This window comes from Allobosea sp. GW822-FHT05A11, assembly GCF_058800455.1.
In genome coordinates, this window is the sequence record NZ_JBXAMI010000001.1 from 20,796 (window position 1) to 41,773 (window position 20,978).

21 protein-coding genes are annotated in these 20,978 nt (G+C 62.5%); 4 read left to right on the forward strand and 17 right to left on the reverse strand.

Translation table 11 applies throughout. The annotated features are described in order from the left end of the window. The first annotated feature begins 60 nt into the window (after positions 1 to 60). Positions 61 to 1,029 (forward strand): LysR family transcriptional regulator, encoded by a 969-nt coding sequence (locus AC1RLU_RS00120; RefSeq protein WP_492793381.1) that lies wholly within the window; start codon positions 61 to 63, stop codon positions 1,027 to 1,029. On the opposite strand, the gene AC1RLU_RS00125 is transcribed toward AC1RLU_RS00120, so the two are convergent. The 6 genes from AC1RLU_RS00125 to AC1RLU_RS00150 form a co-directional block, all read right to left on the reverse strand. Beyond that, complete coding sequence (locus AC1RLU_RS00125) at positions 969 to 1,667, reverse strand: hypothetical protein (protein WP_492793382.1); 699 nt, start codon at positions 1,665 to 1,667, stop codon at positions 969 to 971. The genes AC1RLU_RS00120 and AC1RLU_RS00125 overlap by 61 nt on opposite strands. 2 nt (positions 1,668 to 1,669) lie before the next feature. Continuing rightward, on the reverse strand, positions 1,670 to 2,698 hold the full coding sequence (locus AC1RLU_RS00130; protein ID WP_492793383.1) for a Gfo/Idh/MocA family protein: 1,029 nt from the start codon (positions 2,696 to 2,698) through the stop codon (positions 1,670 to 1,672). Between the two features lie 46 nt (positions 2,699 to 2,744). Further along, a complete protein-coding gene (locus AC1RLU_RS00135) occupies positions 2,745 to 3,434 on the reverse strand; it encodes a hypothetical protein (RefSeq protein WP_492793384.1) in 690 nt (229 codons plus the stop codon). A 26-nt stretch (positions 3,435 to 3,460) separates the two neighbouring features. Then, on the reverse strand, positions 3,461 to 4,339 hold the full coding sequence (locus tag AC1RLU_RS00140) for an intradiol ring-cleavage dioxygenase (RefSeq protein WP_142113734.1): 879 nt from the start codon (positions 4,337 to 4,339) through the stop codon (positions 3,461 to 3,463). Positions 4,340 to 4,421: 82 nt separating this feature from the next. Then, positions 4,422 to 5,489, reverse strand: coding sequence for a maleylacetate reductase (locus AC1RLU_RS00145; RefSeq protein ID WP_492793385.1), 1,068 nt, complete (start codon positions 5,487 to 5,489; stop codon positions 4,422 to 4,424). A gap of 16 nt (positions 5,490 to 5,505) precedes the next feature. Then, positions 5,506 to 6,129 (reverse strand): nuclear transport factor 2 family protein, encoded by a 624-nt coding sequence (locus AC1RLU_RS00150; RefSeq protein WP_492793386.1) that lies wholly within the window; start codon positions 6,127 to 6,129, stop codon positions 5,506 to 5,508. Between the two features lie 178 nt (positions 6,130 to 6,307). On the opposite strand from AC1RLU_RS00150, the gene AC1RLU_RS00155 reads away from it, so the two are divergent. Further along, positions 6,308 to 7,078 (forward strand): IclR family transcriptional regulator, encoded by a 771-nt coding sequence (locus tag AC1RLU_RS00155; RefSeq protein ID WP_091856702.1) that lies wholly within the window; start codon positions 6,308 to 6,310, stop codon positions 7,076 to 7,078. Between the two features lie 26 nt (positions 7,079 to 7,104). Here AC1RLU_RS00155 and AC1RLU_RS00160 read toward each other — a convergent pair whose 3' ends face one another. After that, the gene (locus tag AC1RLU_RS00160) at positions 7,105 to 7,905 is read right to left on the reverse strand and encodes a shikimate dehydrogenase family protein (protein ID WP_492793387.1); all 801 of its coding nucleotides are present in this window, start codon (positions 7,903 to 7,905) and stop codon (positions 7,105 to 7,107) included. A gap of 113 nt (positions 7,906 to 8,018) precedes the next feature. On the opposite strand from AC1RLU_RS00160, the gene AC1RLU_RS00165 reads away from it, so the two are divergent. Continuing rightward, positions 8,019 to 8,819 (forward strand): sugar phosphate isomerase/epimerase family protein, encoded by an 801-nt coding sequence (locus AC1RLU_RS00165; protein ID WP_492793388.1) that lies wholly within the window; start codon positions 8,019 to 8,021, stop codon positions 8,817 to 8,819. Between the two features lie 61 nt (positions 8,820 to 8,880). Here AC1RLU_RS00165 and AC1RLU_RS00170 read toward each other — a convergent pair whose 3' ends face one another. The 6 genes from AC1RLU_RS00170 to AC1RLU_RS00195 form a co-directional block, all read right to left on the reverse strand. Next, positions 8,881 to 9,744, reverse strand: coding sequence for a sugar phosphate isomerase/epimerase family protein (locus AC1RLU_RS00170; protein WP_492793389.1), 864 nt, complete (start codon positions 9,742 to 9,744; stop codon positions 8,881 to 8,883). A gap of 75 nt (positions 9,745 to 9,819) precedes the next feature. Further along, positions 9,820 to 10,884: an ABC transporter substrate-binding protein gene (locus AC1RLU_RS00175; RefSeq protein WP_492793390.1), complete on the reverse strand. Its 1,065-nt coding sequence runs from the start codon at positions 10,882 to 10,884 to the stop codon at positions 9,820 to 9,822. A gap of 53 nt (positions 10,885 to 10,937) precedes the next feature. Further along, entirely contained in the window at positions 10,938 to 11,654 is a 717-nt protein-coding gene (locus AC1RLU_RS00180) for a hypothetical protein (protein ID WP_492793391.1), read from the reverse strand. A 31-nt stretch (positions 11,655 to 11,685) separates the two neighbouring features. Beyond that, complete coding sequence (locus AC1RLU_RS00185; RefSeq protein ID WP_492793392.1) at positions 11,686 to 12,756, reverse strand: ABC transporter ATP-binding protein; 1,071 nt, start codon at positions 12,754 to 12,756, stop codon at positions 11,686 to 11,688. Positions 12,757 to 12,772: 16 nt separating this feature from the next. Then, the gene (locus tag AC1RLU_RS00190) at positions 12,773 to 14,386 is read right to left on the reverse strand and encodes an ABC transporter permease (protein ID WP_492793393.1); all 1,614 of its coding nucleotides are present in this window, start codon (positions 14,384 to 14,386) and stop codon (positions 12,773 to 12,775) included. A gap of 125 nt (positions 14,387 to 14,511) precedes the next feature. Continuing rightward, positions 14,512 to 15,777: a Gfo/Idh/MocA family protein gene (locus AC1RLU_RS00195; protein WP_139163507.1), complete on the reverse strand. Its 1,266-nt coding sequence runs from the start codon at positions 15,775 to 15,777 to the stop codon at positions 14,512 to 14,514. A gap of 144 nt (positions 15,778 to 15,921) precedes the next feature. Here AC1RLU_RS00195 and AC1RLU_RS00200 point away from each other — a divergent pair, with 144 nt between their 5' ends. Then, the gene (locus AC1RLU_RS00200) at positions 15,922 to 16,674 is read left to right on the forward strand and encodes a hypothetical protein (RefSeq protein WP_492793394.1); all 753 of its coding nucleotides are present in this window, start codon (positions 15,922 to 15,924) and stop codon (positions 16,672 to 16,674) included. 61 nt (positions 16,675 to 16,735) lie between these two features. Here the strand turns inward: AC1RLU_RS00200 and AC1RLU_RS00205 are convergent, their stop codons facing one another. The 4 genes from AC1RLU_RS00205 to AC1RLU_RS00220 are packed head-to-tail and all read right to left on the reverse strand — an operon-like array spanning position 16,736 to position 20,967. After that, a complete protein-coding gene (locus tag AC1RLU_RS00205) occupies positions 16,736 to 17,470 on the reverse strand; it encodes an SDR family NAD(P)-dependent oxidoreductase (protein ID WP_492793395.1) in 735 nt (244 codons plus the stop codon). Further along, complete coding sequence (locus AC1RLU_RS00210) at positions 17,467 to 19,194, reverse strand: FAD-dependent oxidoreductase (RefSeq protein WP_492793396.1); 1,728 nt, start codon at positions 19,192 to 19,194, stop codon at positions 17,467 to 17,469. The genes AC1RLU_RS00205 and AC1RLU_RS00210 overlap by 4 nt, the downstream gene beginning before the upstream one ends. A gap of 40 nt (positions 19,195 to 19,234) precedes the next feature. Beyond that, entirely contained in the window at positions 19,235 to 20,065 is an 831-nt protein-coding gene (locus tag AC1RLU_RS00215) for a sugar phosphate isomerase/epimerase family protein (protein WP_492793397.1), read from the reverse strand. Then, positions 20,062 to 20,967, reverse strand: a complete 906-nt coding sequence (locus AC1RLU_RS00220) for an NAD-dependent epimerase/dehydratase family protein (protein WP_492793398.1) — start codon at positions 20,965 to 20,967, stop codon at positions 20,062 to 20,064. The genes AC1RLU_RS00215 and AC1RLU_RS00220 overlap by 4 nt, the downstream gene beginning before the upstream one ends. Positions 20,968 to 20,978: the final 11 nt, after the last annotated feature.

The window sequence follows — 20,978 nt, forward strand, 5'->3', positions numbered from 1 at the left end:
TGTTCAAATGAATTTAAAAGCCCTATTCATGAACAAGATTGCTCAATCGAGGCTGATGCGATGGATGTTTCCGGGCTCGAAGCCTTCATCCAGATCGCCGAATTTGGAAGCTTTCGTCGTGCAGCCGAAGCAATGCGGCTGTCGCAAACTGCCTTGAGCCACCGCATTCGCAAGCTTGAGGAGGATGTCGGCGTCACGCTGTTTCAGCGCACTACACGCTCTCTCTCTCTGACGAGAGCGGGACAAGAGTTCTTCCCTGAGGCACGAGACACGCTGTTTCGACTGAGCACTCTATACGAGAACCTGAAACGCCAGGGCCGACAGGCGCAGCAAAAGGTTTCGGTTGGTTGTCTCGGCTCGCTCGGCGAGCATTTCCTGCCCGGGGTTCTGAGAGAATTCCGGCAGCGCTATCCGCAGGTCTCGATCACCGTTTTTGACGAGCCCGCGGCGGCTTTGCGCGAGCGTGTCTCCTCTGGCGAGGCACAGTTCGCCTTGACCATTCTAGGCGCGCAGCTCTGGACTCAGAAATCCCGCGCGCTGTTCGAGGAGGACTTCGTCGCCGCTGTGCCGATCGGGCACCCGCTCGCGGAGCGCGTGGAACTGAACTGGGCTGATCTCGTCGGCTATCCGCTGGCCCGCGTCGCCACAACGACAAGCCACGGGTTCATGCTTAGCGAAAGCCTCGGCACTTTCGGGGAGCGGTTGGATTGGGCCTATGAGGTGCAGCGCGTCAACATGGCGGTCTGTTTCGTTGCAAACGGCATCGCCGTCACGGTGCTGCCTCGCCTGGCGATCGCATCAGCGCCCGGCATTCGTATTTTGCCGATCACGGCTCCGCAAATTCGACGCACTGTCGGCATCATCGCGCGCGACGGCGTTTCCCTCCCAAGACCAGCCCTGAATCTGCAGCGCATGCTGCTGCACGCGATCTCCCGACACTCCAAAGGAGCCAGCAACGATCCGCCTGCTCAGACCTCCGGCCGGGATGCGGGGACGACCACAGTCAACTCATCCCTGTCGAGCGAATAGGCGAGATCATAACCTGTCCACGCCGCGCGAACCGGGGCAAGGCCCTCCGCGTCGAGCGCAGGATCGATCATACCGGCAATTTCATCGAGCCGGCTTCTATCATGGCATTCGATCATGATCGCGCCGCTGTCGGCATAGGCCGCACCGCCTGCCGATGGCACCGTAAATGGCACCGGGGCGACCGACGGATCCTTCTTCAGGACATGGATCGCTGTCGCCGCAGTCTCACGAAGCACGCGCCCGGCAAGCTCTTGCCAGGCACCTGCAGGGACCGAGGCCGCATCGAAGGTTGTTGCCATCAAGGCACTTCCGATGCCTCCGCCCTGACTTGACACTGCAAGATGGCCGACGCGAAAGAAACCGCGGAAGGACGGCCGCATGCTTTGCGACCATGGCGTTGGGTTTTCCAGCAGAGCCCGATACGACGCGCTGCTGAGCACCGCGTTGCTTTCCAGTTCGTAGAGCGTCAAGAATTCTGGAAGTGGCCCATTGCCGCGGTGATAGCGCCGTGCGCGCATCATGCCGGGCACGGCCAGCCGTTCTGGAACATGCTCGCGCGTGTGCCATAGGTTGTATTCGTCCCGCCGGTGTGGATCGACGCCGTTCCACAGCGAGAGCAGTCCTTGCCCCTTCAGCATTGCTACTCCGAGAGTTCTACCCACGCGCCGGTTTGCGCGCTCGCGCGAATGGCGTCGAGCGAGTCCAGGATGTCGAGCGATTCCGCCTCGGTGGCTCCCGTCCATTGCAATGGGCCATTGCTCAAGCTTGCGGCAAAGGACTCCGCCTCGCGCAAGAAGCCATTGCCGTCCGGCACATCCAGCGGTTCGAATGCCGCACCGAAAGCGATGCCGCGCTTAACCTGCAGGATCGCCGGCCCGCTGGCTGGCGGATGGTTCAGGAAGTTTGTCTCGATCACGCCCCCGTCCCCGCCAATCAAGGCATGGCGGTGGTAGCCCGTCTCGAAGGAACAGGACAACTGGGCGAGCAATCCGCTCGGGAAGGCAATATTTGCGATTGTGGTGAGGTCGACACCGTTTGCCGCAAAGCTTGCCGCCGCTTGAACCCGTGCTGGTCTCTCGCCGGCTACGATGCGTATCAGGCTCATGGCGTAACTGCCCGCATCGAGCAAGGCGCCGCCGCCCAGCGAAGGACTAAGCCGGATATTGGCGGGATCGACCGAGGTTATGCCGAAGGACGATCGGATCAATTTGACCTTGCCGATTGCACCGGCGGCGATCATCTCGCGCAACTTTGCCGTCTGGACCTGAGCGAGATAGGGATAAGCCTCGACGAGCGGAACGTTGTTGGCCCTGGCCGCGGCAAACATGCGGCGGCCTTCTTTGCCGGTGACTGCTAAAGGCTTCTCGCACAGTATCGGTTTTCCGCTTTCGGCCGCTCGAATGGCCCACTCGGCATGCAGGCTGTTGGGAAGCGGGATATAGACCGCATCGATTTCTCGATCTGCGAGCAGGGCTTCGTAGGAACCATGAAAGCGCGGGACGCCCGTCTCCCGGGCGAAAGCCTCCGCCTTTGCGGGATCACGGCTCGCGACCGCCGCAACGGTGAGCATTTTTGAAGGCGTCACCCCCGCGATGAAATTGCGCGCGATGTTGGCCGCGCCCAGTATTCCAATCTGAAGAGGCCGATTTCTCATGTTGAGCCTATCCATTCGAGAGCCTCTCACACGGAGATGAGGGGCCCAGCCATCGCCGGCTTTAGCCCTGGTTCATGGAATCCAGAGCAAACGCGAGATCATAGACTGCGACATCGTCCGGTGCGGGCCGGAGCTGGTGTCTAGCCAAGGCGGCGGAGATTTGCGGCAGCGCGGCCTCCAGTTCCAAGCGGCCGATTCCGTCGACGAGTATCGCTGCGTCGAACAAACCGTCCTGCGTCGTCCCTCTCAGCGCTGTCTCCCTCGTTTTGGCGCCAGTGCTCTCCGGGCGCGCCAAGCCGATGTGAACGCTGCTGATCCCGTCGAGACCGAGGATCTGCTCGGCGACAGGACGTGCCGCGCGGCGGAAGCCGTCCTCGCCGATCGAATCGAAGCTGATCCGGTAAGTCGCCATCGCGCCCCCAAGACCTTCTCCAAGAGAGACAAGCACCTCGCAACCACAGCGGATGAAATGAAAGAAGGCCGGCTGGATTTGCTGTGACCACGGCGTCGGGTTGTTGAGCCGCTCGAGATAGGCAGGTGATCCGAAAACATCGAGATTCGGCCCCTCGTATAGCGTCCAATAGCGATGCCTGTCCCGTTTCCAGTCCACCCCGCGCCGTCCACGCATGAAGCCCGGAATGCTAAGGCGCTCGGGCATGTGCTCGCGGGTATGCCAGCGATTGTACTCAACTTCGGACTCTGCACGGATATCGTGCCAGATGGCGACGAAGGCATTACCTTTGATGGGCATCGCGGACGGCCTCCCTGCCGCTTTCTTCAGGCGGCCGAAGCGGAGAGCCGCTTCAAACGAAAATCGTAGCGCAGGCTGTGAAATTCGCGGCCCATAATGCGCCCGTCCGGGGCCTCTCCCGGGAAATGCCGCACGAATTCCTGGATCAGTGAATCCTTGACGCCGAATACGACGTCAGAGTCGAGATACTCGTCTCCCGCCACGAAGACATGTGTCACAAGAGTGTCGTGGCCTTCCGCGTGAATCATGAAATGAACATGCGCCGGCCGATAGGGATGGCGGCCCTGCGCATCGAGCATCTGTCCGACTGGGCCATCATGCGGGATCGGATAGGCGGCTGGTTTGATGGTCCAGAAGTGAAACCTGCCTTGCTCATCGGTGAACAGGCGCGCGCGCATCGAAAGCCCGCCCAATTCCTCCATCTGCTGCACGTCGTAATAGCCATCCTCATCGGAGTGCCAGACATCGACTGCCGCGCCGGCTAGCGGTGCGCCGTCGGTAGACGAGACCGTTCCGGAAACGAACAGAGGCTGGCCCTTCATTCCGTCCGAAATATCCGACCCCAGGGGAAACACCGCTGGATCCTGCACATAGAATGGCCCCAGCACTGTCGTGTCGGTCGCACCAGCGGTGCCACGGTGATTAATGGCGTCCACCAGCATCGAAACGCCGAGCGTATCTGACAGCAGGATGAACTCCTGACGCTTGTCGTCGCACATGTGCCCGGTTCGGGTGAGAAAGCCGATTGCCGCCTCCCACTCACCCATGCTGGGCTCGACCTCTTTCACGAAGGCATGGAGATGTCGCACCAGTGCCTGGCTGATCTGTTGCGTGCGGCCGTCCGAGGCGTTGGCCACACGATCGAGCACTGCCTTTGTGATCGAATTCTCGTCGAAGTTTCGCACGATCTCCTCCCTTGCGATGCGGGCAGAGGCGGCCCATCCCATGCAACGGGACGACCTACCAAGCGGCGCGGATCAGTCTTCTCTAAAAATCAGCTCGAGGCGCTTCTCCAGCGTAGGCGCGGCGGATCAGCTCATAAACCGCATCGCGCTCTACGGGGCGCGGGTTCCAGTATGGATTGGCGGTAGCAAGATCCGCGGCGCGCGATATGCCGGTCTCCGGCATTCCAATCTCCGCCAAGGATCGCTTCAATTTCAAGCGCTCCAACAACGCGGACAGCCCCGACAGAGCATCCTTCGAGCCGAGGGCGGAGGCGATGCACGCCATAGCACGCGGCGCCGCCTGCGCGTTGTAGGACAGTGCATGAGGTAGAACGATGGTATGGGTTTCGGCATGAGGCAGATCGAAACTGCCTCCTAGCGTGTGGCACAGCTTGTGGTGCAGCGCCATTCCCGCGGCGCCCAGACATAGGCCGCAAAGCCAAGCGCCATAAAGTGCATCCGCCCGCGCCGGGCCGTTTCGCGGTTCATCGACAATACGGGGCAGTGCTGCGGCGAGGGCTCGAATTCCCTCCTGAGCGATCAGTTCGATGACGGGATTGCCGTCTCGCGCGTAAAGCGCCTCTGAGGCATGGGCGATAGCATTAATGCCGGAAACGGACGATATCGACGGTGGCAGGCTCAGCGTCAGATCAACATCGTAGATCACCGTTCCAGGCAGGACTTTCGCGGTGGTCTGTGTTCGCTTCAGGCCGCCCTCCGTCTCGCCAAGGATCGGCGTCATTTCCGATCCCGCATAGGTGGTCGGCAACACGATCTGGGGCAATCCCGTGCGCAGCGCGATCGCCTTCCCGAGTCCTGTGGTCGAGCCGCCGCCGACCGCGACAACGCCGTCAGCCTTCGAGGCGGCGACCACGGCGAGTGCTTCCTCGGTGACCGCGACAGGCGTGTGCATAGCGGCACCCGAAAAGAGACCGGTGGCCCGGCTCCCGAGAATCTCCGCGATACTGCGCCCGACGGCCTCCTGACCGGCCGTTGACAGTACGAGCAGCCGCTCCAGACCTAGGCGTTCCGCCTCATCCGGCAAACGCTGTCTCGTGCCGCTCCCAAATAGGATTCTGGCCGGCGCCGCATTGTAGACGAACTCGCGCATTGGGCCTCCCGCATTCTCATTCAGGCGGGCGCAGAGCCATTTCGAGCGGCTTGCCTTCGAGCCAGGCCTGCCCACGCCGGTAGAGATCTTCGACGAGCCGCCCGGTCAGGCCGGGCATGTCCGGCTTGACCTTGAAACCCAGACCGGACTGCAGATAGGCGAGGTGGCGATAGCCGATTGGGAAACTTTCGAGTCGCTGCCTATCGAGCGCTGGAGCCTGAGAGGGATCTACGGGGTCGATCCGATCCTTCTCGTAGATCGGCTGCCGCAGCACCACGCCCCATCGCCCCTGGCGTTTCTCCAAAAAATCGTAGAATCGTCCGGTACAAACGACATCGCAGATCACTCCATCCACGCTGGCGCGCTGGTTGATCGTCATTTTCGTCTGTGCAATCGCGCGGTTTTCCGCGATGTCGATTCCCATTCCGCCGAGGAAGTGAAGGATGCTCACACCCTTCTCGAAACCCTCGCGGCTGACCTTTATGAACTCGTCCGCCGTTCCCTGAAACCAGGTTGCCATCATCCGTCCGTCGTCGTGCCAAACGGTGCGGAATCGCTCCCAATCCCCGGCGTCACGCCAAACAGCCCAGTTCTCCACCAACTCACGGATAAGCAGGCGTTCCTTCCAGTCGTCGCTCATTCTGAACTCCGTCGACGAGAAATTAGTTTTTATATGAGAACTTGTTCATGAGACTGTGTCAACCTAGAGCTTCTCGAATGCCGCGACACCGGGCATAGTGAAGATGGCGAAGAGCATGTCTAAGTTGTCGGCCAGAGAGACGGGTCGTCGCAGGCGACCGAAGAAACGGGATTAATTTATGCCACCTGCCGAGCTCGGCTCTGTAAAGTCCGCGATGCGGGTCCTCGACCTCTTCGAATATCTCCGCCGGTGGAATGCCGCGCAGACCCATACTCAAATTGCGGCTCAACTCGGGATCCCTAAAAGTAGCCTCACGCAGCTGCTCAAAACTTTGGTTAACCGCGGCTATCTCGAGTATGACCCGATCGGAAAGGGGTATTTCCTCGGGCCGGCCGTGGTTGCCTTGGGCCAACGGAGTGCCGAGACACGCGACTTGGTCGAGGTCGCTGAAAACGTGCTCGCGGAAATCGCTAGAACGACGAGCGAGACTTGCGCCCTGAATGTTCTCAAAGGAGACCATTCCGAAGTCATGGCGACGGCGAATGGCACCCATCGGTTGCATTATTCAATGCGTGTCGGCGACATGGCGCCGCTCTATGCGACATCGGGAGGAAAGGCTCTGCTTGCCTACCTGCCCGACGAGATGCGCCAGGATTATCTCTCTCGGGTGCATTTCGAGGCGATTACGCCTCGGACTATCGGAAGCGTGGCGGCGCTTGATAACGAGATTGCGGAGATCAGACGCGGCGGCGTTGCCTTCGTCACCGAGGAATTCACGCCGGGGATCGCGGGGATGGCGCTGCCGATCCTTAGCCGCTCAGGGTTTCCGCTTGCGGCCATCAACATCGCACTCCCGGTAGCGAGGTACGATGCGGAATTGAAGCAGCGCTGCCTCACAGCCTTGGAAATGGCCGTCAAGCTGATCAGACAACGTGCCGGAGTGGATTGAGCCTTACCCCTCCCGCAGTGAATTGTTCAGATCGCCTTGCCTTCGAGAAAGTCGAGCATCAATTCTCGCTGCGCCAGGAACATTCCGACGCCAGTCTGCGTGCGACAACCCACGCTTCGCGCGATTTCCAGCAAGGGAGATACCTCCGGCGCTGTGATCACGTCGCCGACGAAAACACCGGATTTCAGCTTGTCGACCTCGACTGGCAGCGGATCGCCCGCCTTCATTCCCATCGGCGTCGCGTTGGCGACGATGTCGAACCCTGATGGATCCATCGAGCCCGCGCGAACCTTCCCGGGATGGACCTTGAGCAGCTTGGCGATCAGTCCATCGCGCCGAGCCATGTCGCTATCGTGAATAGCCAGCTCAGCGACGCCTGAATCAAGCATTTGCAAGGCGATGGCGCTGCCTGCTCCGCCGGCGCCGATAAGCAGCGCACGCTTCCCTTCCGGCTGGCAGCCCGTCTGCATCATGGCGCGGACAAAACCAAGCCCGTCGCTCATGTCTCCGTACCAGCCTCCGTCTGGATGTCGTCTGACGATATTCGTCGATTCAAGGAAATCCGCGCGCTCTGAAACGACTCTGCAATGCCGCCGGGCAGCGAATTTATGCGGGACGGTTGCGATGATGCCATCGACGTTACGAATGGGCCCCAACGCATCGATGAAACGGTCGACGTCCTCCGGAAGAACGTGAATGGGGATTACGACGGCATTCCGGCCGCGTTCGGCGAAACCGCGCGTCATGCCGCCAGGTGCCTTCACCTGGGCGATAGGATGACCGATGATCACGAACACCCTTGTCTCGCCGCTGAGCATGTCCAGCATGACGACCTCCTGTTCCGGGTCACAGCAATTGATCGCATCTATGAACTGATTTATAGGTAAGAACAATAGAGGCGACGCAGTCAGGCGCCCTCATCGATTCTGGGAGCGCCACCATGCTGTCCCTTGCACATCTCACATTCATGCATGCAGGTCCGCTGGAGCTGATCTCGCTCGCCGAAGCAGGCGGTTTCGATGCAGTGGGGCTTCGTCTGATCGACCCCGCACCCGAGGGAAGCTTCTTCCCGGTCGTCACGGATGCCGGCCTGCGCCGTGAGGTCAAAACATCCTTGCAGACGAGCGGGCTCACGCTGCTGGATGTCGAGGCCGTCTGGCTTTGGCCACAGACACAACCACAGCTCCTGCGGCCGGTACTCGAAACCGGAGCGGAGTTAGGGGCTCGCAATCTGCTGGTCGCCGGCAATGATCCGGACAGGAACAGGATGACGGACCGGCTGGCTGAATGCTGCTCGATGGCGCGCGAGTACGGCATGGGCGTCGGGTTCGAGTTCATTCCTTATACGGCGCTGAATTCGCTGCTGTATGCGAGTTCGATCCTGAAAGATGCCGGGCAGGACAATGCTGGCCTTCTCGTCGACGCTCTGCATCTCAATCGCTCCGGAGGGGACGCTTCCGATCTTGCCGCTATCGACCCTGAGCTCGTTGCCTATGGTCATCTCTGCGATGCACTCGCAGCGTCTCCGGGCGAAGACGGCTTGCGCACCGAGGCGCGTGAAGCCAGGCTCTATCCCGGTGACGGTGGCCTTTCGCTTTCGGCCTTCCTGAGCGCTTTGCCCCCAGGAAGGCCGATCGCGCTGGAAGCTCCGAGTCGGGCCTATGGTGACAACGACCTTGAGAAGGCACGGCGCGCCGGTGCTGCGTGCAGGGCCTTACTCGCAAGCGTCGCACGTTCCTGACCTCGAAAGATCGCAAGCGCGCTGAGTGACCAGCATCGTTATGGCACGGCGAACGCTTGCATCAACCGGCTGCGGCATTGCCTGCCGCTCGCCGGGCGGCGAAGCGAACGATGTGTTCGGCGGCGCTGACCACCTTTTCCTTCAGGGTCAGGGCCGCCTCGCTGGCCACGGGGGTTTCGATTACCATCTGTGGCCCGTTCGGCAGCACATCGAGTAGGGCATCCAATGGGATGACGCCGTTACCCAAATGCAGGCGTCCTCCCCGCGCCTCGGTGGGAAGATCTTCAAGCCGTGGCACCTGCGGACCAGCGTCGCACAGCTGAATATAGGCGATGCGCGATGCCGGGACCGCGGCGATCTGCTCGGGAGTTCCTCCGGTGCGATGGAAATGCAGCGCGTCGAAAATGATGCCGGCGTTGCCGACACCGGCCGCGTCGATCAGTGCTAGCGCAGCGCCGAGGTCGGGGATGTCACGATAGCGCATGAACTCGACCCCGACATGCAGCCCGAAACGCTTGGCCCGTTCGCAAAGCTGCGAGAACAAGTCGATCCGCTCGGCCTCGGACAGAAAAGTGTCGTTGCCGACGACCTCCGTTCCGATCGACGAGATATGCGTGGCTCCGAGCTCGGCGCCTGTTTCGAGCGCCGGGATGAAGCTCGCCGCATTGACGTCGGGCCGTAACACGAAGGCCTCGACATCAAACACCTTAACGCCGGTCGCTTTCGAGGCGGCCTTGACGGCCCGGATCGTCTCGGGCCGTCCGATGATTTCATGGCTCAGCGGCTTGTTCATCGCCGTGCGCAGCACGAGCCCGGCTGCGCCGAACCCGCTTTCGCCTGCTGCCTCGATGAGTGCGACCGGATCGCCACCTCCCACCGTGAGGTTGGCGATGGAGAAATCATGCAGGTTCAGTGCGTGAGCCATGGGTGTCGTCCGAGTTGAACAGAGAAGGCGATCCCCGCCACGTCGGCTGTCCAGCCGCGCGGCGGGGGCGATGCGTCAGCGAATGTTGAAGCCCGTGCTGGCGGACCACCATTTGAGGATCGCATCGCGGTCCTTGAGCGCCTGGACGAGGTCGAGCTTGAGCTGCTTCGCCTCCTCCAGCGACGGTAGCCCATCCGGTGATGCGAGATCCTTGCGAACCGAGTAGGCCTTCGCCTGGAGCAGGTCGGTCTGGGCCTGCTTGCCGAGCGCATGCTCGACGAACAACTTCGCCGCGTTGGGATGCGGAGCCATCTTGCTGACCGCGACCGCATTGAACTGCGCGACCGCGCCAGACTCGGGAATCTTCACTGCGACCGGAACGCCCTGACCGAGCAATCCGGCAGTGGCGTTCGAATTTGTGAAAAAGTCGATCGGGCGCTCCCCGGTCTGCAGCTTCGTGGTCAGCACACCCATCGATGCGACGAGCTCAGTGTTGATCTTGCGCAGCCCCTTGAGGATAGCCCCGCCCTTGTCCTGGCCGTAGTGCTGGTAGAGCGCGGCGATGACAGCGAAGGTCGCCGAAGACGAGGCCGGGTTCGTGGTTGCAACGAGACCGTCCCATGCAGCGGGTGGCTCGATATAATCCGTCCAATCTCTGGGCGTCGGATTCTTGCCGATCTGGTCTTTGTGCCAGGCGAAGAGGCAAAGCTGCCCGTTGCCGCGGAAATAATTGCCGGTAGCGGGGATCGCTGAGCTGAGCAGGCTGGCCTTGTCGCCGAAATTGATCGGGCCAAGCATGCCGGCGCCGTCCGCGGTGATGATCGTGTCTTCGGCCTGCCAGAACACATCCATGACCGGCCGCTCGGCCTTGTTTTCCGAGATAAAACGGTTGAGGATCTGCCAGGCGTCGCCCGTCGCCGTGGTGACCTTGATCTTCGGATATGCGGCGTTGAAGCTCTTCACCATGATCTGCACGGTGAAGAGATCGCCATAGATGACCAGCTGCCCTTCCTTTTCCGCGGCTTCGACGAGGGCAGCATCGGAGGTCTGCGCCACCGCCCCTCGGCCTGCGAGAGCCAACGCCGCAGATGACATCGCTGCCGTGCGAAGCAAGGTCCGGCGATCGATCTTGTAGCTCATCTCATTCCTCCCTTTGGTTTCTGACGGCCGATTGGTTCGTTGCCGTTGCGGCGTCAGGGTTGCTGCGGATCGACCTCATGGTCGCGGCGGTGATGACGCAAACCGGGCATCTCGGCGTAATCGAGTGCGTAGCTAAAGCCGTAGTGCCCCGCCGAGCGGATCGTCCCGGCTTGGCTGAGGATTTCGGTTATCGACGCGAATTCGCCCGCCACCCGCCAGCGCGAGAACCCTTCGACAACAGCAATGCCGAGCCGCTCGTCACCGGGCGGGCAGGAGGGTGGCACCCCGCCCGCGCGGATCGGCACTCCCCAATCGACCGCGCCGATATGGGCAGCCGTGACCGAAGGAAGGCATGTCAATCGATCGGCGATTTGTGCGGGCGCGCCGTCTTCGGCACGCAAATCGAGCAGGAAGGTCGCTACGGCACTGCCGGTTCCGGCCCCGGCGCTGCCAAGAACGCGGCAATGATGGGCGATGCGGTCGCGATAATGCGGGCGGATGGCCTTGAAGAACTCTGTCTCGAAGACCTTGCGCTCGGCCGAACCCGGGCCGGTGAGGCGATCCAGATCCCGCATGCCGTAGAATGCGAAGTTCGGCGGCAGGATGCCTTGTCCCTCGCCATAGCGTCTCGCCCAGAGAATGCCGCCTTCACCGAGATAGGCGAGATGCTCCGCAAGGTGGTCACGCGCATGCATCAGCTCGAAAGCCGCGGCCACGTCGGGAGCGATGCCAGCCCACATGGCGAAGAAGCCGTTTCCCGCCTTCAGCATGGCCTCGTATCCTCGAACGGACGCACGGAGATCATGCAGCCTCCGCGATCAGGTGCAGGAATTCGGGCTCGACGGTGAGGCTCAACCCTTCGCCGGTGCCGAAGCTGCGCATGCCCAGGGTCATCACAGTGAGCCGGCCGATCGGTGTTTGGACGAGCAGTTCTCGCCGGTCGCCGATGAAGGTTGTTTCCTCCACACGCCCCGTTAGCCCTTCCGCATCAACCGGGCCGATGCGCCACGCCTCCGGCCGGACCATTGCCAGAGCGCGCCCTCCGCCATCCATTCCAGACACTTGGCCGCTCGCAAGGACGTGTCCGCCGTCGGCGACGACCTCGAGCCCGCCCGCGGCCGGGCGGGCGGTGACGGGAAGCAGATTGGCCTTGCCCAGGAAGTCGGCGACATATCGGACTTGTGGCCGGAAATAGAGTTCCTCCGGAGCGCCGCGCTGTACGATCTTGCCCTTGTCGAACAGAATGATCTCGTCGGCGAGCGACATGGCCTCTTCCTGATCGTGGGTCACAAAGAGGATCGTCGCGCCGAGCCTTCTTTGCAGTTGCCTGATCTCATGCCGCATCTCGACGCGCAGCTTGGCGTCGAGGTTCGAGAGCGGCTCATCCATCAGGATCAACCGCGGGTCGGCCACGAGGCAGCGCGCGATGGAAACGCGCTGCTGCTGTCCGCCGGAGAGCTGCGTCGCGCCTCGGTCGATCTGCTGACCCAGTCCGACCGAGGTCAATGTGGCGCGGGCTCGCTCCGCCACCTCGGCCGCCGGACGCTTCTTCGCCCGCAGCGGCAATGCGACGTTCTCCAGGACCGTCATATGCGGCCAGATCGCATAGGACTGAAAAACCATGCCCAGATCGCGCCGCTCCGGTGGCAGGTCGATACCGCGGGCGGAGGCGAAGACGGTCTGGCCGCCTATCGAGATCTGTCCCGAGGTCGGCTGCTCAAGTCCGGCGATACAGCGCAGGGTGGTCGTCTTGCCGCAGCCGCTGGCTCCGAGGAGCACCGAGATCGCGCCTTCGCGGAACTCGATCGACAGATCGTCGATCGCTCGCACGGAGCCGAAATGCTTTGACAGGCTTGAGACGACGACGCTCATCCGAATGGATCCGATCTCATGGCACCACCATGGCTTTGCGGCGGTTGATCAGGCCCACGGCCGCCATTACCCCCACTCCCATCACGAGTTGCAGCAGCGAAAGCGCCGCGACCTGCGAAAATTGCCCGATCGACCAGGTGTCGAAGGAGAGAATCGAGAGTGTGCGTGTTTCCGCCGTGTAGAGCGGCAGAACGATCGAAAGCTCGGAAACGAAGATGCTGTAGACCATCACCCAACTGGCCACGATGCTCGGCAGGATGAGCGGCAGCGTGATCCTGCGCAGCGTGCCCGCCCAGCTCAGGCCGCAGATGCGCGCGCTCTCCTCCAGTTCGGGATGGACTTGGATCAGGCTGCTCGAAATCGAACGTACCGAGTAGCTGGCATAGCGCCCGATCAGCGCCACGATGATGATCCAGATCGTTCCGTAGAGTCCCCCCGGTATCCAGAGCCAGAAGAAGAAGACCCCGAGCGCGAATGCGAGACTGGGAACCGACATCGGCAGCAGGACCACGTCTTCGATCAGCTGCTTGCCCAGCATGCGCGAGCGGGTCGTCACCCACGCGATCAGGATTCCGAGGACCGTCGTTGCCGTCGCCGCGACCACAGTGATGATCAGCGAGTTGGCGAGAGTGGTGCGAACGTCGACGGTCTCGACCAGAAACTGCATATGCTTCCAGGTGAAGATCCCGGACCATGCGTAGGTCGAGAAGGCCGCGGCCGTGATCAGTGCCACAGGTGCCAGCACCGTCAGAACGAGATAGAGCCAGATCACCGCCGCGACCGCGATGCGCAAGCTGCCGAGCATCACGAGCCGAGACTTGAACCCCTTGCCGCTGAGCGTGACGTAGGACCGGCCGCGCAGCATGCGGCGCTGAATCGCGTTAGCACAGACGGAGAGCAGCATCAGGTAGATCGCCAGAACAGCAACGATGCCAGCGTCCGGCGGATATTGTTGCAGTTCGAGATAGATGCGCGAGGTGACGAGATAGATCTCGCGGGCCATGCCGAGCAGGACCGGCGTCCCGAAGAGTCCGATGCCCACGACGAAGGCGAGGACCGCGCCCGACAGGATCGCCGGCGCGACGACGGGCAAGGTTATCACCAGCATGGTGCGCAGGCGGCTCAAGCCGGCAACCTGGCCCGCCTCCTCAAGGGTCGGATCCATATTCCGGAGCGCGCCGGCGACGATCATCATCACGTAAGGGGCGATGTAGATGCCCATCACCCAGATGATTCCGAGATAGGAATAGACGTTGAAAGGCTGACCGAGGTCGAGCCAGCGGAAGGACAGATTCAGGAGACCGATGCGCGGTGCGCCGATGAGGATCCAGGCGAAAGCGCCGATGAAAGGCGGGATGAAAATCGGCATCGCCGCCGCCTTTTCGAGGAATTGACGGCCCGGCACATCCGTGCGCACCAGGCACCAGGCCAGCAGCGTGCCGATGACGGCCGCGAGCAGCATCGAACCGATCGAGACAACGAGCGTGTTGCCCATCGCGACCCAATAGCTCGCATCGCCCAGCACCTTCTGAAAGGACTCCAGGCTGGCGGATGATCGTCCGCCCTCTACCGCGACGAAACCTCGCAAGATGAGCGCGAGCAAGGGCAGCACGACCAGGACGGCCAGCACCGCCAGTAGAAGCGCAAGCCAGCCAAGCCTCTGCGCCAGCCGAGGTGACCAGGAGCGATGAGGCGGCTCGGCCGCGACAAGGAGTGCGCTCTGAGAGATGGCTTCGTTTCCTGTACGGGGGTCAGTCAGGCCGAGCGCCTGAGTGCCGCGATTTCATCCTGGTAAGGCGATGCGCTGCCGTTCAAAATTTCGTCCATCGTCACGGCCCGGCCCAGCCTGCCGGACTCCACTGGCGCATAGGCCAAGGCGACATCCGCCATTGCTTCGGCACCCGTGACCTCGGGCGCCGTGCCCTGCCGGATGCAATCGGCGAGCTCGTGAAGTTGAAGTGCCAGCAGCTTTTGGTCGACGTCGTTGAATCCGAAGTCGTAGCGCCAGGGCCGCGCATCGCCGAACAGCGTCGCGGCAACGGGGTTCAATCGGTAGCTCGGAGCAAAATCGAGGATGCGCTCGTCCGTGATGGACAGGCCGCCGTCGAGGTGCAGCACTACCGGTCTGCCATTGCGGTCACCTGGGGCGGCAATCGAGCCTTTGGCTCCGTAGATCACGCGTTCGTCGCGCGGCAGACCATGGCCGGCGCGGTCCAGCACCCACTGGCAAATGGCGCCGGATGCGAAGCGGATCTGCGCATAGATGGCGTCCTCGCCGGTCGCCTTCGTAATGGCCGGAAGCTGTGAACGGGCGCCCCACCAGCTGTCCCGCTGGGCTGCTGCAGCATCCACCTGCGGCTGTGGCCGCCGCAAAGGCTCATGCAGCCTGCTTTCGCCGTAAACGCTGACAATCTCGCCGAGGTAGAACCGAATGATGTCGGCGTTGTGCACGCCGGAATCGACGATGACCGTCCCGGTATGCTTGAAGTGGCGCCATGGCGCCGTCACGATGAGGTCGGTACCGCCGATCGACTCCTCTCGCATCAGGCGAGGGGCGCCAATTGCACCGTCATCGATCAGGGCTTTGACCAGCCGGTTCATCGGGTCCCGGCGGAAGTTTTCCGCGACCGACACAATCCGACCTGCCGTCCGGCCAGCCTCAATGATTTCGCGACACTCGGCGACGGTCAGGCCAAGTGGTTTCTCGCAGAGGACATGCAAGCCGGCTCCCAAGCAGGCACGTGAAACCGACAGATGAGAGCCCGCGTCGGTTGTGATGTCGGCTGCCTCCAGCCCGGGCACCGAGGCGACCATCTCCGCCACGCTGGTGAAGGCAGGCGGGCGAGAGCCCGTCAGCGAGCCGGCTTCGTCGGCCAGGGCATTTGCAAGGCTGGCGTCGAGATCGCAAACAGCAGCAAGCTCGATATTGCCGTGACCGCTGTCCCGGAGCTTTGCATAGCCGTGGAGATGGCGGCGCCCCATCCCGCTGCAGCCCACCGCAGCATACTTCACTCGCTGCATCACGAACCTCCCGGGCGGCTCCTTGGCCGATGGGAGAAACGTGAACACATCCTTGAACCGATTTCAATATGAAAACTGGTATGGTATTCCGGTTTTGTGTTTTATCGCGACCCGGGTCGCACGAGACCGAGAAAGCGCTCCGCCATGCCTTCAGCTTCCGCGACCACGGCCCTGCTTGGCATCTGGCACGATGTCGAGGACAGCTATGTCGAGGAATATCTGCGTTGGCACAGCTTCGAGCATCTGCCGGAACGCCTTGCTTTGCCGGGCTTTGTCTCAGCTGAGCGTCACGAACTGATCGAGGGGCCTGGACAGCGCTTCTGTTGCTTCCTGGACGTCAAGGATCGCGAAGCTTTCCGGTCGCCGGACTACCAAGCCCGCCTCGACTCGCCAACCGAATGGACACGCCGCTTGATGCCGCGCTACTCGCGCATTCACCGTGCCCTGTGCGAGAAGCGATGGGAAATGGGAACTGGCCTGTCAGGCGTTAGTGCGTGCATCCGCATTGCAAGCAACGGCGACGAAACACTAAGGACCCAGCTCCATACAATCTGTTCTGGCTTACTGGAACAGCAGGCGATTGCGCGGGCGCGGCTTGGCGAGATTGATCAAGTACTGACGAATATCGAAAGCGAGGAAAAGCGTCTTCGCCGTAACGAGGACGCTGGCGGCTACGACCTTGTCCTGCTCGTGGAAGGGCTGTCAGTCCCAGCCATGCGCAGCGCAGTGCATAGCCTTGCGGCCGTGCCACTGGCACAAAAACTTCGCCATGAGGCGTCGATCTACAGCCTATCCTTTTCGCTACGCAGCGCTGGTCAATTTGCGCCATGGCCCGCATCTAATAGCAGGCCATTCGACAGCGAATGGTTTTGTCACCAAGGCCGGCTAACCTACTAACGTTCCTCGCCGCCCGGCCTTCAGGCGCGGATCGGTTTCGCATTAGCGTTTGCGTCGCCAGTTAATATGTAGCGCGGCCACCGGACACATCGAAAGTGAAGCCCGTCGTAAAGCTGCATTCGCGGCTGGCCGCGAATGCAGCTGTCGCAGCGATCTCCTCGACCGTGAGAAAGCGGTTCATCGGAATCTTCGCTCTGGCTGCCGCGGTGAACTCGGGAGTCTGCTGCTTCAGAAGGTCCGTCTCGGCGATGACCGGAGCGATGCAATTCGCAAGCACACCGCTTTCAACCAGTTCGCGGGCCAGCGACTTGGTGAAGCCGATGACCCCGGCCTTTGCCGCCGAGTAGGCGCTCAGCCCCGCTCCCCCTTCTTTGCCGGCGATCGAGGCGATGTTGACGATGCGGCCATAGCGTCGCTCAATCATATGCGGAACAGCTGCCCTGCAGCAGAAGAAGACCGAGTTCAGATCCACTGCCAGCACCTTGTGCCAGGCGTCGACGGGGTAGTTCCAACTCTTCTCGATCGGCCCATTGATGCCGGCGTTGTTGACGAGAATATCGACTTGGCCGAGTTTCTCCAACGACGCTGAGAACGCTGCCTCGATCGATGGCAGATCCGAAACGTCGGCCTCCCGAAGATCGGCTGGCTCGAAGCCCGCCGTATGTCGGTCGAAGCTACTCCAGTCCAGATCCCAGAGTGCTACGCGCGCTCCCTCGGCTGCCAGCCGCTTGGCGACTCCGAGCCCGATTCCGCGCGCCGCACCGGTGACGATCGCCGTCTGCCCTTCGAACCTCACGATCGAGCCCTCGCTTTTTCGCTCTTGAATTTTTGCGCGGCATCGCGCCCGACGACATAACCGAACGTCATGGCTGGCCCAAGATTGATGCCGCCGGCGGGATAAGTACCCCCCATTATGCTCGCCATATCGGCACCGACGGCGAATAGCCCGGGAATCGTGCGGCCTTCTGCGTCGAGGACATTCGCTCGCGCGTCAGTCTTCAATCCGGCGAATGTCCCGAGACTGCCCGGCACGATCCTGACGGCGTAGAAAGGACCCCGCTCGATCGGCGCTACGGAAGGATTGGGTTTGACGGTCGCGTCGCCACCCATCCGATTATACGGAGTCTCACCGCGGTGAAACTGCGGATCGCGGCCGTGCGCGGCCGTCTTGTTGTAGCGCGCCACCGTTTCAGCCAGTCCGTCCCGGTCGATGCCGCAGTTATGTGCGAGTTCGGAAAGCGTCTTCCCGCGCTTGAGGTAGCCGCTGGCGATGTAGGGAGCGAGCGGCAGCGGCGCAGGCTTTGCGAAGCCAAGGCCGTAGCGGCGCTGAAAGCGGTGGTCGCAAATGAGCCAAGAGATCGGCTCCGCACCCGCCGGAATGGCCTTCAACAGCGCATCCACATAGTCGTAATAGCTGTCTGCCTCATTGACGAACCGACGGCCATCGGCCGTGACGGCGATCAGACCCGGCTTCGCCCGCTCCGCCAAGTGGGGAAAATGACCGAATGAGCCGTCCTTACGCGGCACGAGCGAAACCGGTGCCCAGGCGCAAGGCGCGGCGAGCCGAGCATCAACCAGCGCGCCAACGCTTTCGCCGAGCCGTAAGCCGTCGCCCGTATTGGTGGACGGCGCTGCCGACCAATGCGCGCGACCTTCGGGATTGTGAGGCACGAGCTGTTTCAATCGCTCATAGTCATGCGGGAAGCCTCCGCAGGCCAGAACAACCCCCGCCCGTGCCCAAATGCGGATTTCCTGGCCACCCTGTTCGACGGCAGCGCCTGTCACGACGCCGTCCCGGCTCAGCAAGCGACGGGCCGGCGCCTGCGTCCGCAGGTCCACGCCGAGATCATCGGCCGACTTGAGGAGCCGCGCCGCCAGCGCGTTGCCGTTGACGAGCTGTGCCCCCCGGCCCTGAAGCGCAAGATCCAGAGCATGCCGGCCGATGCGCCGAGCGACGTGAGCGAAAGACTTCCACGAGCGAGCTGCATTGAGGAAGTGCGCGAAATCGGCACCTGAGGCGATGCCCATACCAAGCAGCGAGATCTCCGGCAGCGGTGGCCGCAATTTGCCGGCCAGCGGCCCGAGCTCCCGTCCATCGTAAGGAGCGGCGCAGACTGAGCGCCCGCCCTGTGCAGCACCCGGAGTGTTGCCGTGCATGTCCGGGATCTTGTTGCCATCGATGAACTGGACGGCGGTGTGTTGGCGGAAAAAGGCGACCATCTCGGGCGCCGCAGCGAGGAAGGCGCCGATGCGGGCCTCCTCGTAGTGGTTGCCAAGCTCGTGGCGCAGATAGGTCCGAATGGTTTGCTGATCCTCCGCGATTCCGGCCTCTTGGGCGAGTGGGTTGCGCGGCACCCACATCCAGCCGCCGGACCAGGCAGTGGTGCCACCGAAGACCGGCTCTTTCTCGACCACGATAACCTCAAGCCCGTGCCAGGCTGCGGCGACGGCAGCCGAAAGGCCACCGGCCCCGGAGCCGATGACCAAAAGGTCGCAAGCCTCCTCGGAAAGAACGCTCATATCCATCTGATCTCGAACCTGATGATGGCGAAGCGATGCTTCAGGCGGGAGCGCTGACCGCGACTGCTTGAAGCATCGCCTCGGTCCTTTCCCGCAGCATCCGCGCGCGCGCCACGGCGGGCATCGTTTTCGCGAGCTCTGCCATGGGGATCTCAACGCTGATCGGCAGATCAGGGGGAATAGCCTTTAGCATCCCAGTCAGATCAAGGCCGCCGTCGCCAGGGGGCAGCCGCGCCTGCCGCGCCTGGTAGATCATCGTTTCGGCGTCCTTCGGGCGCTCCGCCGGCAAGTCGCAGATCTGAAAATAGCAATGCAGGTGCTTCGGCATCGCCGCCACATCCGCAGCCGTTTCACCGGCGCGGTCAACATGGATCGCATCGACGATGATGTAGCCGTTTGCCGGATTCGTCGCCTCGACGATGCGCCGAGCGGATGCCAGCGTTTTGACCCCGGTCCATGGCATGAACTCCAAACCCATGCCGATCCCGAAGGGGGCCCCGAGCTCGCAGATCTCGGCGAAGCGGTCGGTCATGAACGGCTCGTCCTCGACATCGCCGGCGACCAGCACGAATTTGCCGCCCAGCTTCGCGCCTGTCTCGATCACTGGCAGGAAATCGGTCAGGAGCGTGTCGCGGTTGATACGGAGGATCTCGAAATCGAACAGGCTGACGCCGGTCTCGGCGATCCGCCGCTGCGTCTCGCGAAACATCGCTGTGTCGCCAATCATCGGGAACTGCGCCTCCTTGCCCGGCGATGCAGGGGACAGGCGCAGGCTGGCATGGCTGTAACCAGCTTCGGCGGCGGCGCTGATCACGTCCGGTGGATCGAGCTCGATGACGGTCAGGTGGGCAAGCGAAATCGGGCGATTCATGCCTTGATGTCCTGGTTGCGGTAATAGGCGAGGGTGGCGGCGATCCCCTCCGCGAGCCTGGTTTCGGGGAGGCCGGGCAGAAGCGAGGCGATGTCGTCTGGCGCAAGCTCGGGTGCGATGGGCATCGGTTGCCCTCGCGAACCGATCTTGGCTCCGGGTACCTGCCGCGTGATTTCGGCGATAACCTCGTCGACGGTCACGGTCCTGCCCGCAAGGGTGAAGACGTGGGCGCCCGACGAGGTGCTCATGAGCGCAGCCTCGAAGGCCGCCGCCACATCGTCGACGTAGACGAGTCCGGACGGGCCGACATAGTCGATCTCGTAAGGCAGGCCTTGCACCGCTGCCCGACAGGCCAAGGTAGGCCCTGCACTCGCACCGGCCTCGCCGCGGCCCGGCCCATAGACGATGTAGGGCCGGAAGCCGACGCTCGGCATGCTGTGATCCGCCCAGTACGCCCTGGCGCTGCCCTCGCAGGCGAGTTTGAACGCACCGTAATGGGTTGTTGGAAAGGGAATACTGCCGCTGTCAGGACCGAAGACGCCGGCCGAGCTCGCATAAACGACACGTGCCATGCGCTGGCGCAAAGCCGCCTCGAAGACGTTAAGCGTGCCGATCAGGTTGATCTCGGCACCTCGAACTGGGTCGGCCCGGCAGGCCGGCGTCAGGATGCCGGCCATCGCAATCGCGCGGTCACATCCCTCGGCAGCGGAATGCACGAGAGGGCCATCGCGCACGTCGCCGACCCGCCATTCCACGCGGGCAGCGAGATCTCCCAGAATGTTCCGCACGGCGCCGCTGTCAGAGGCAATATCGAGAACCCGTACCTCCGCGCCCCGCGCCAGAAGTCGACGGATCAGCCATGCGGCTATGAAGCCGGTGCCGCCGGTCATGAACACGCGCATGACGCCGCGCC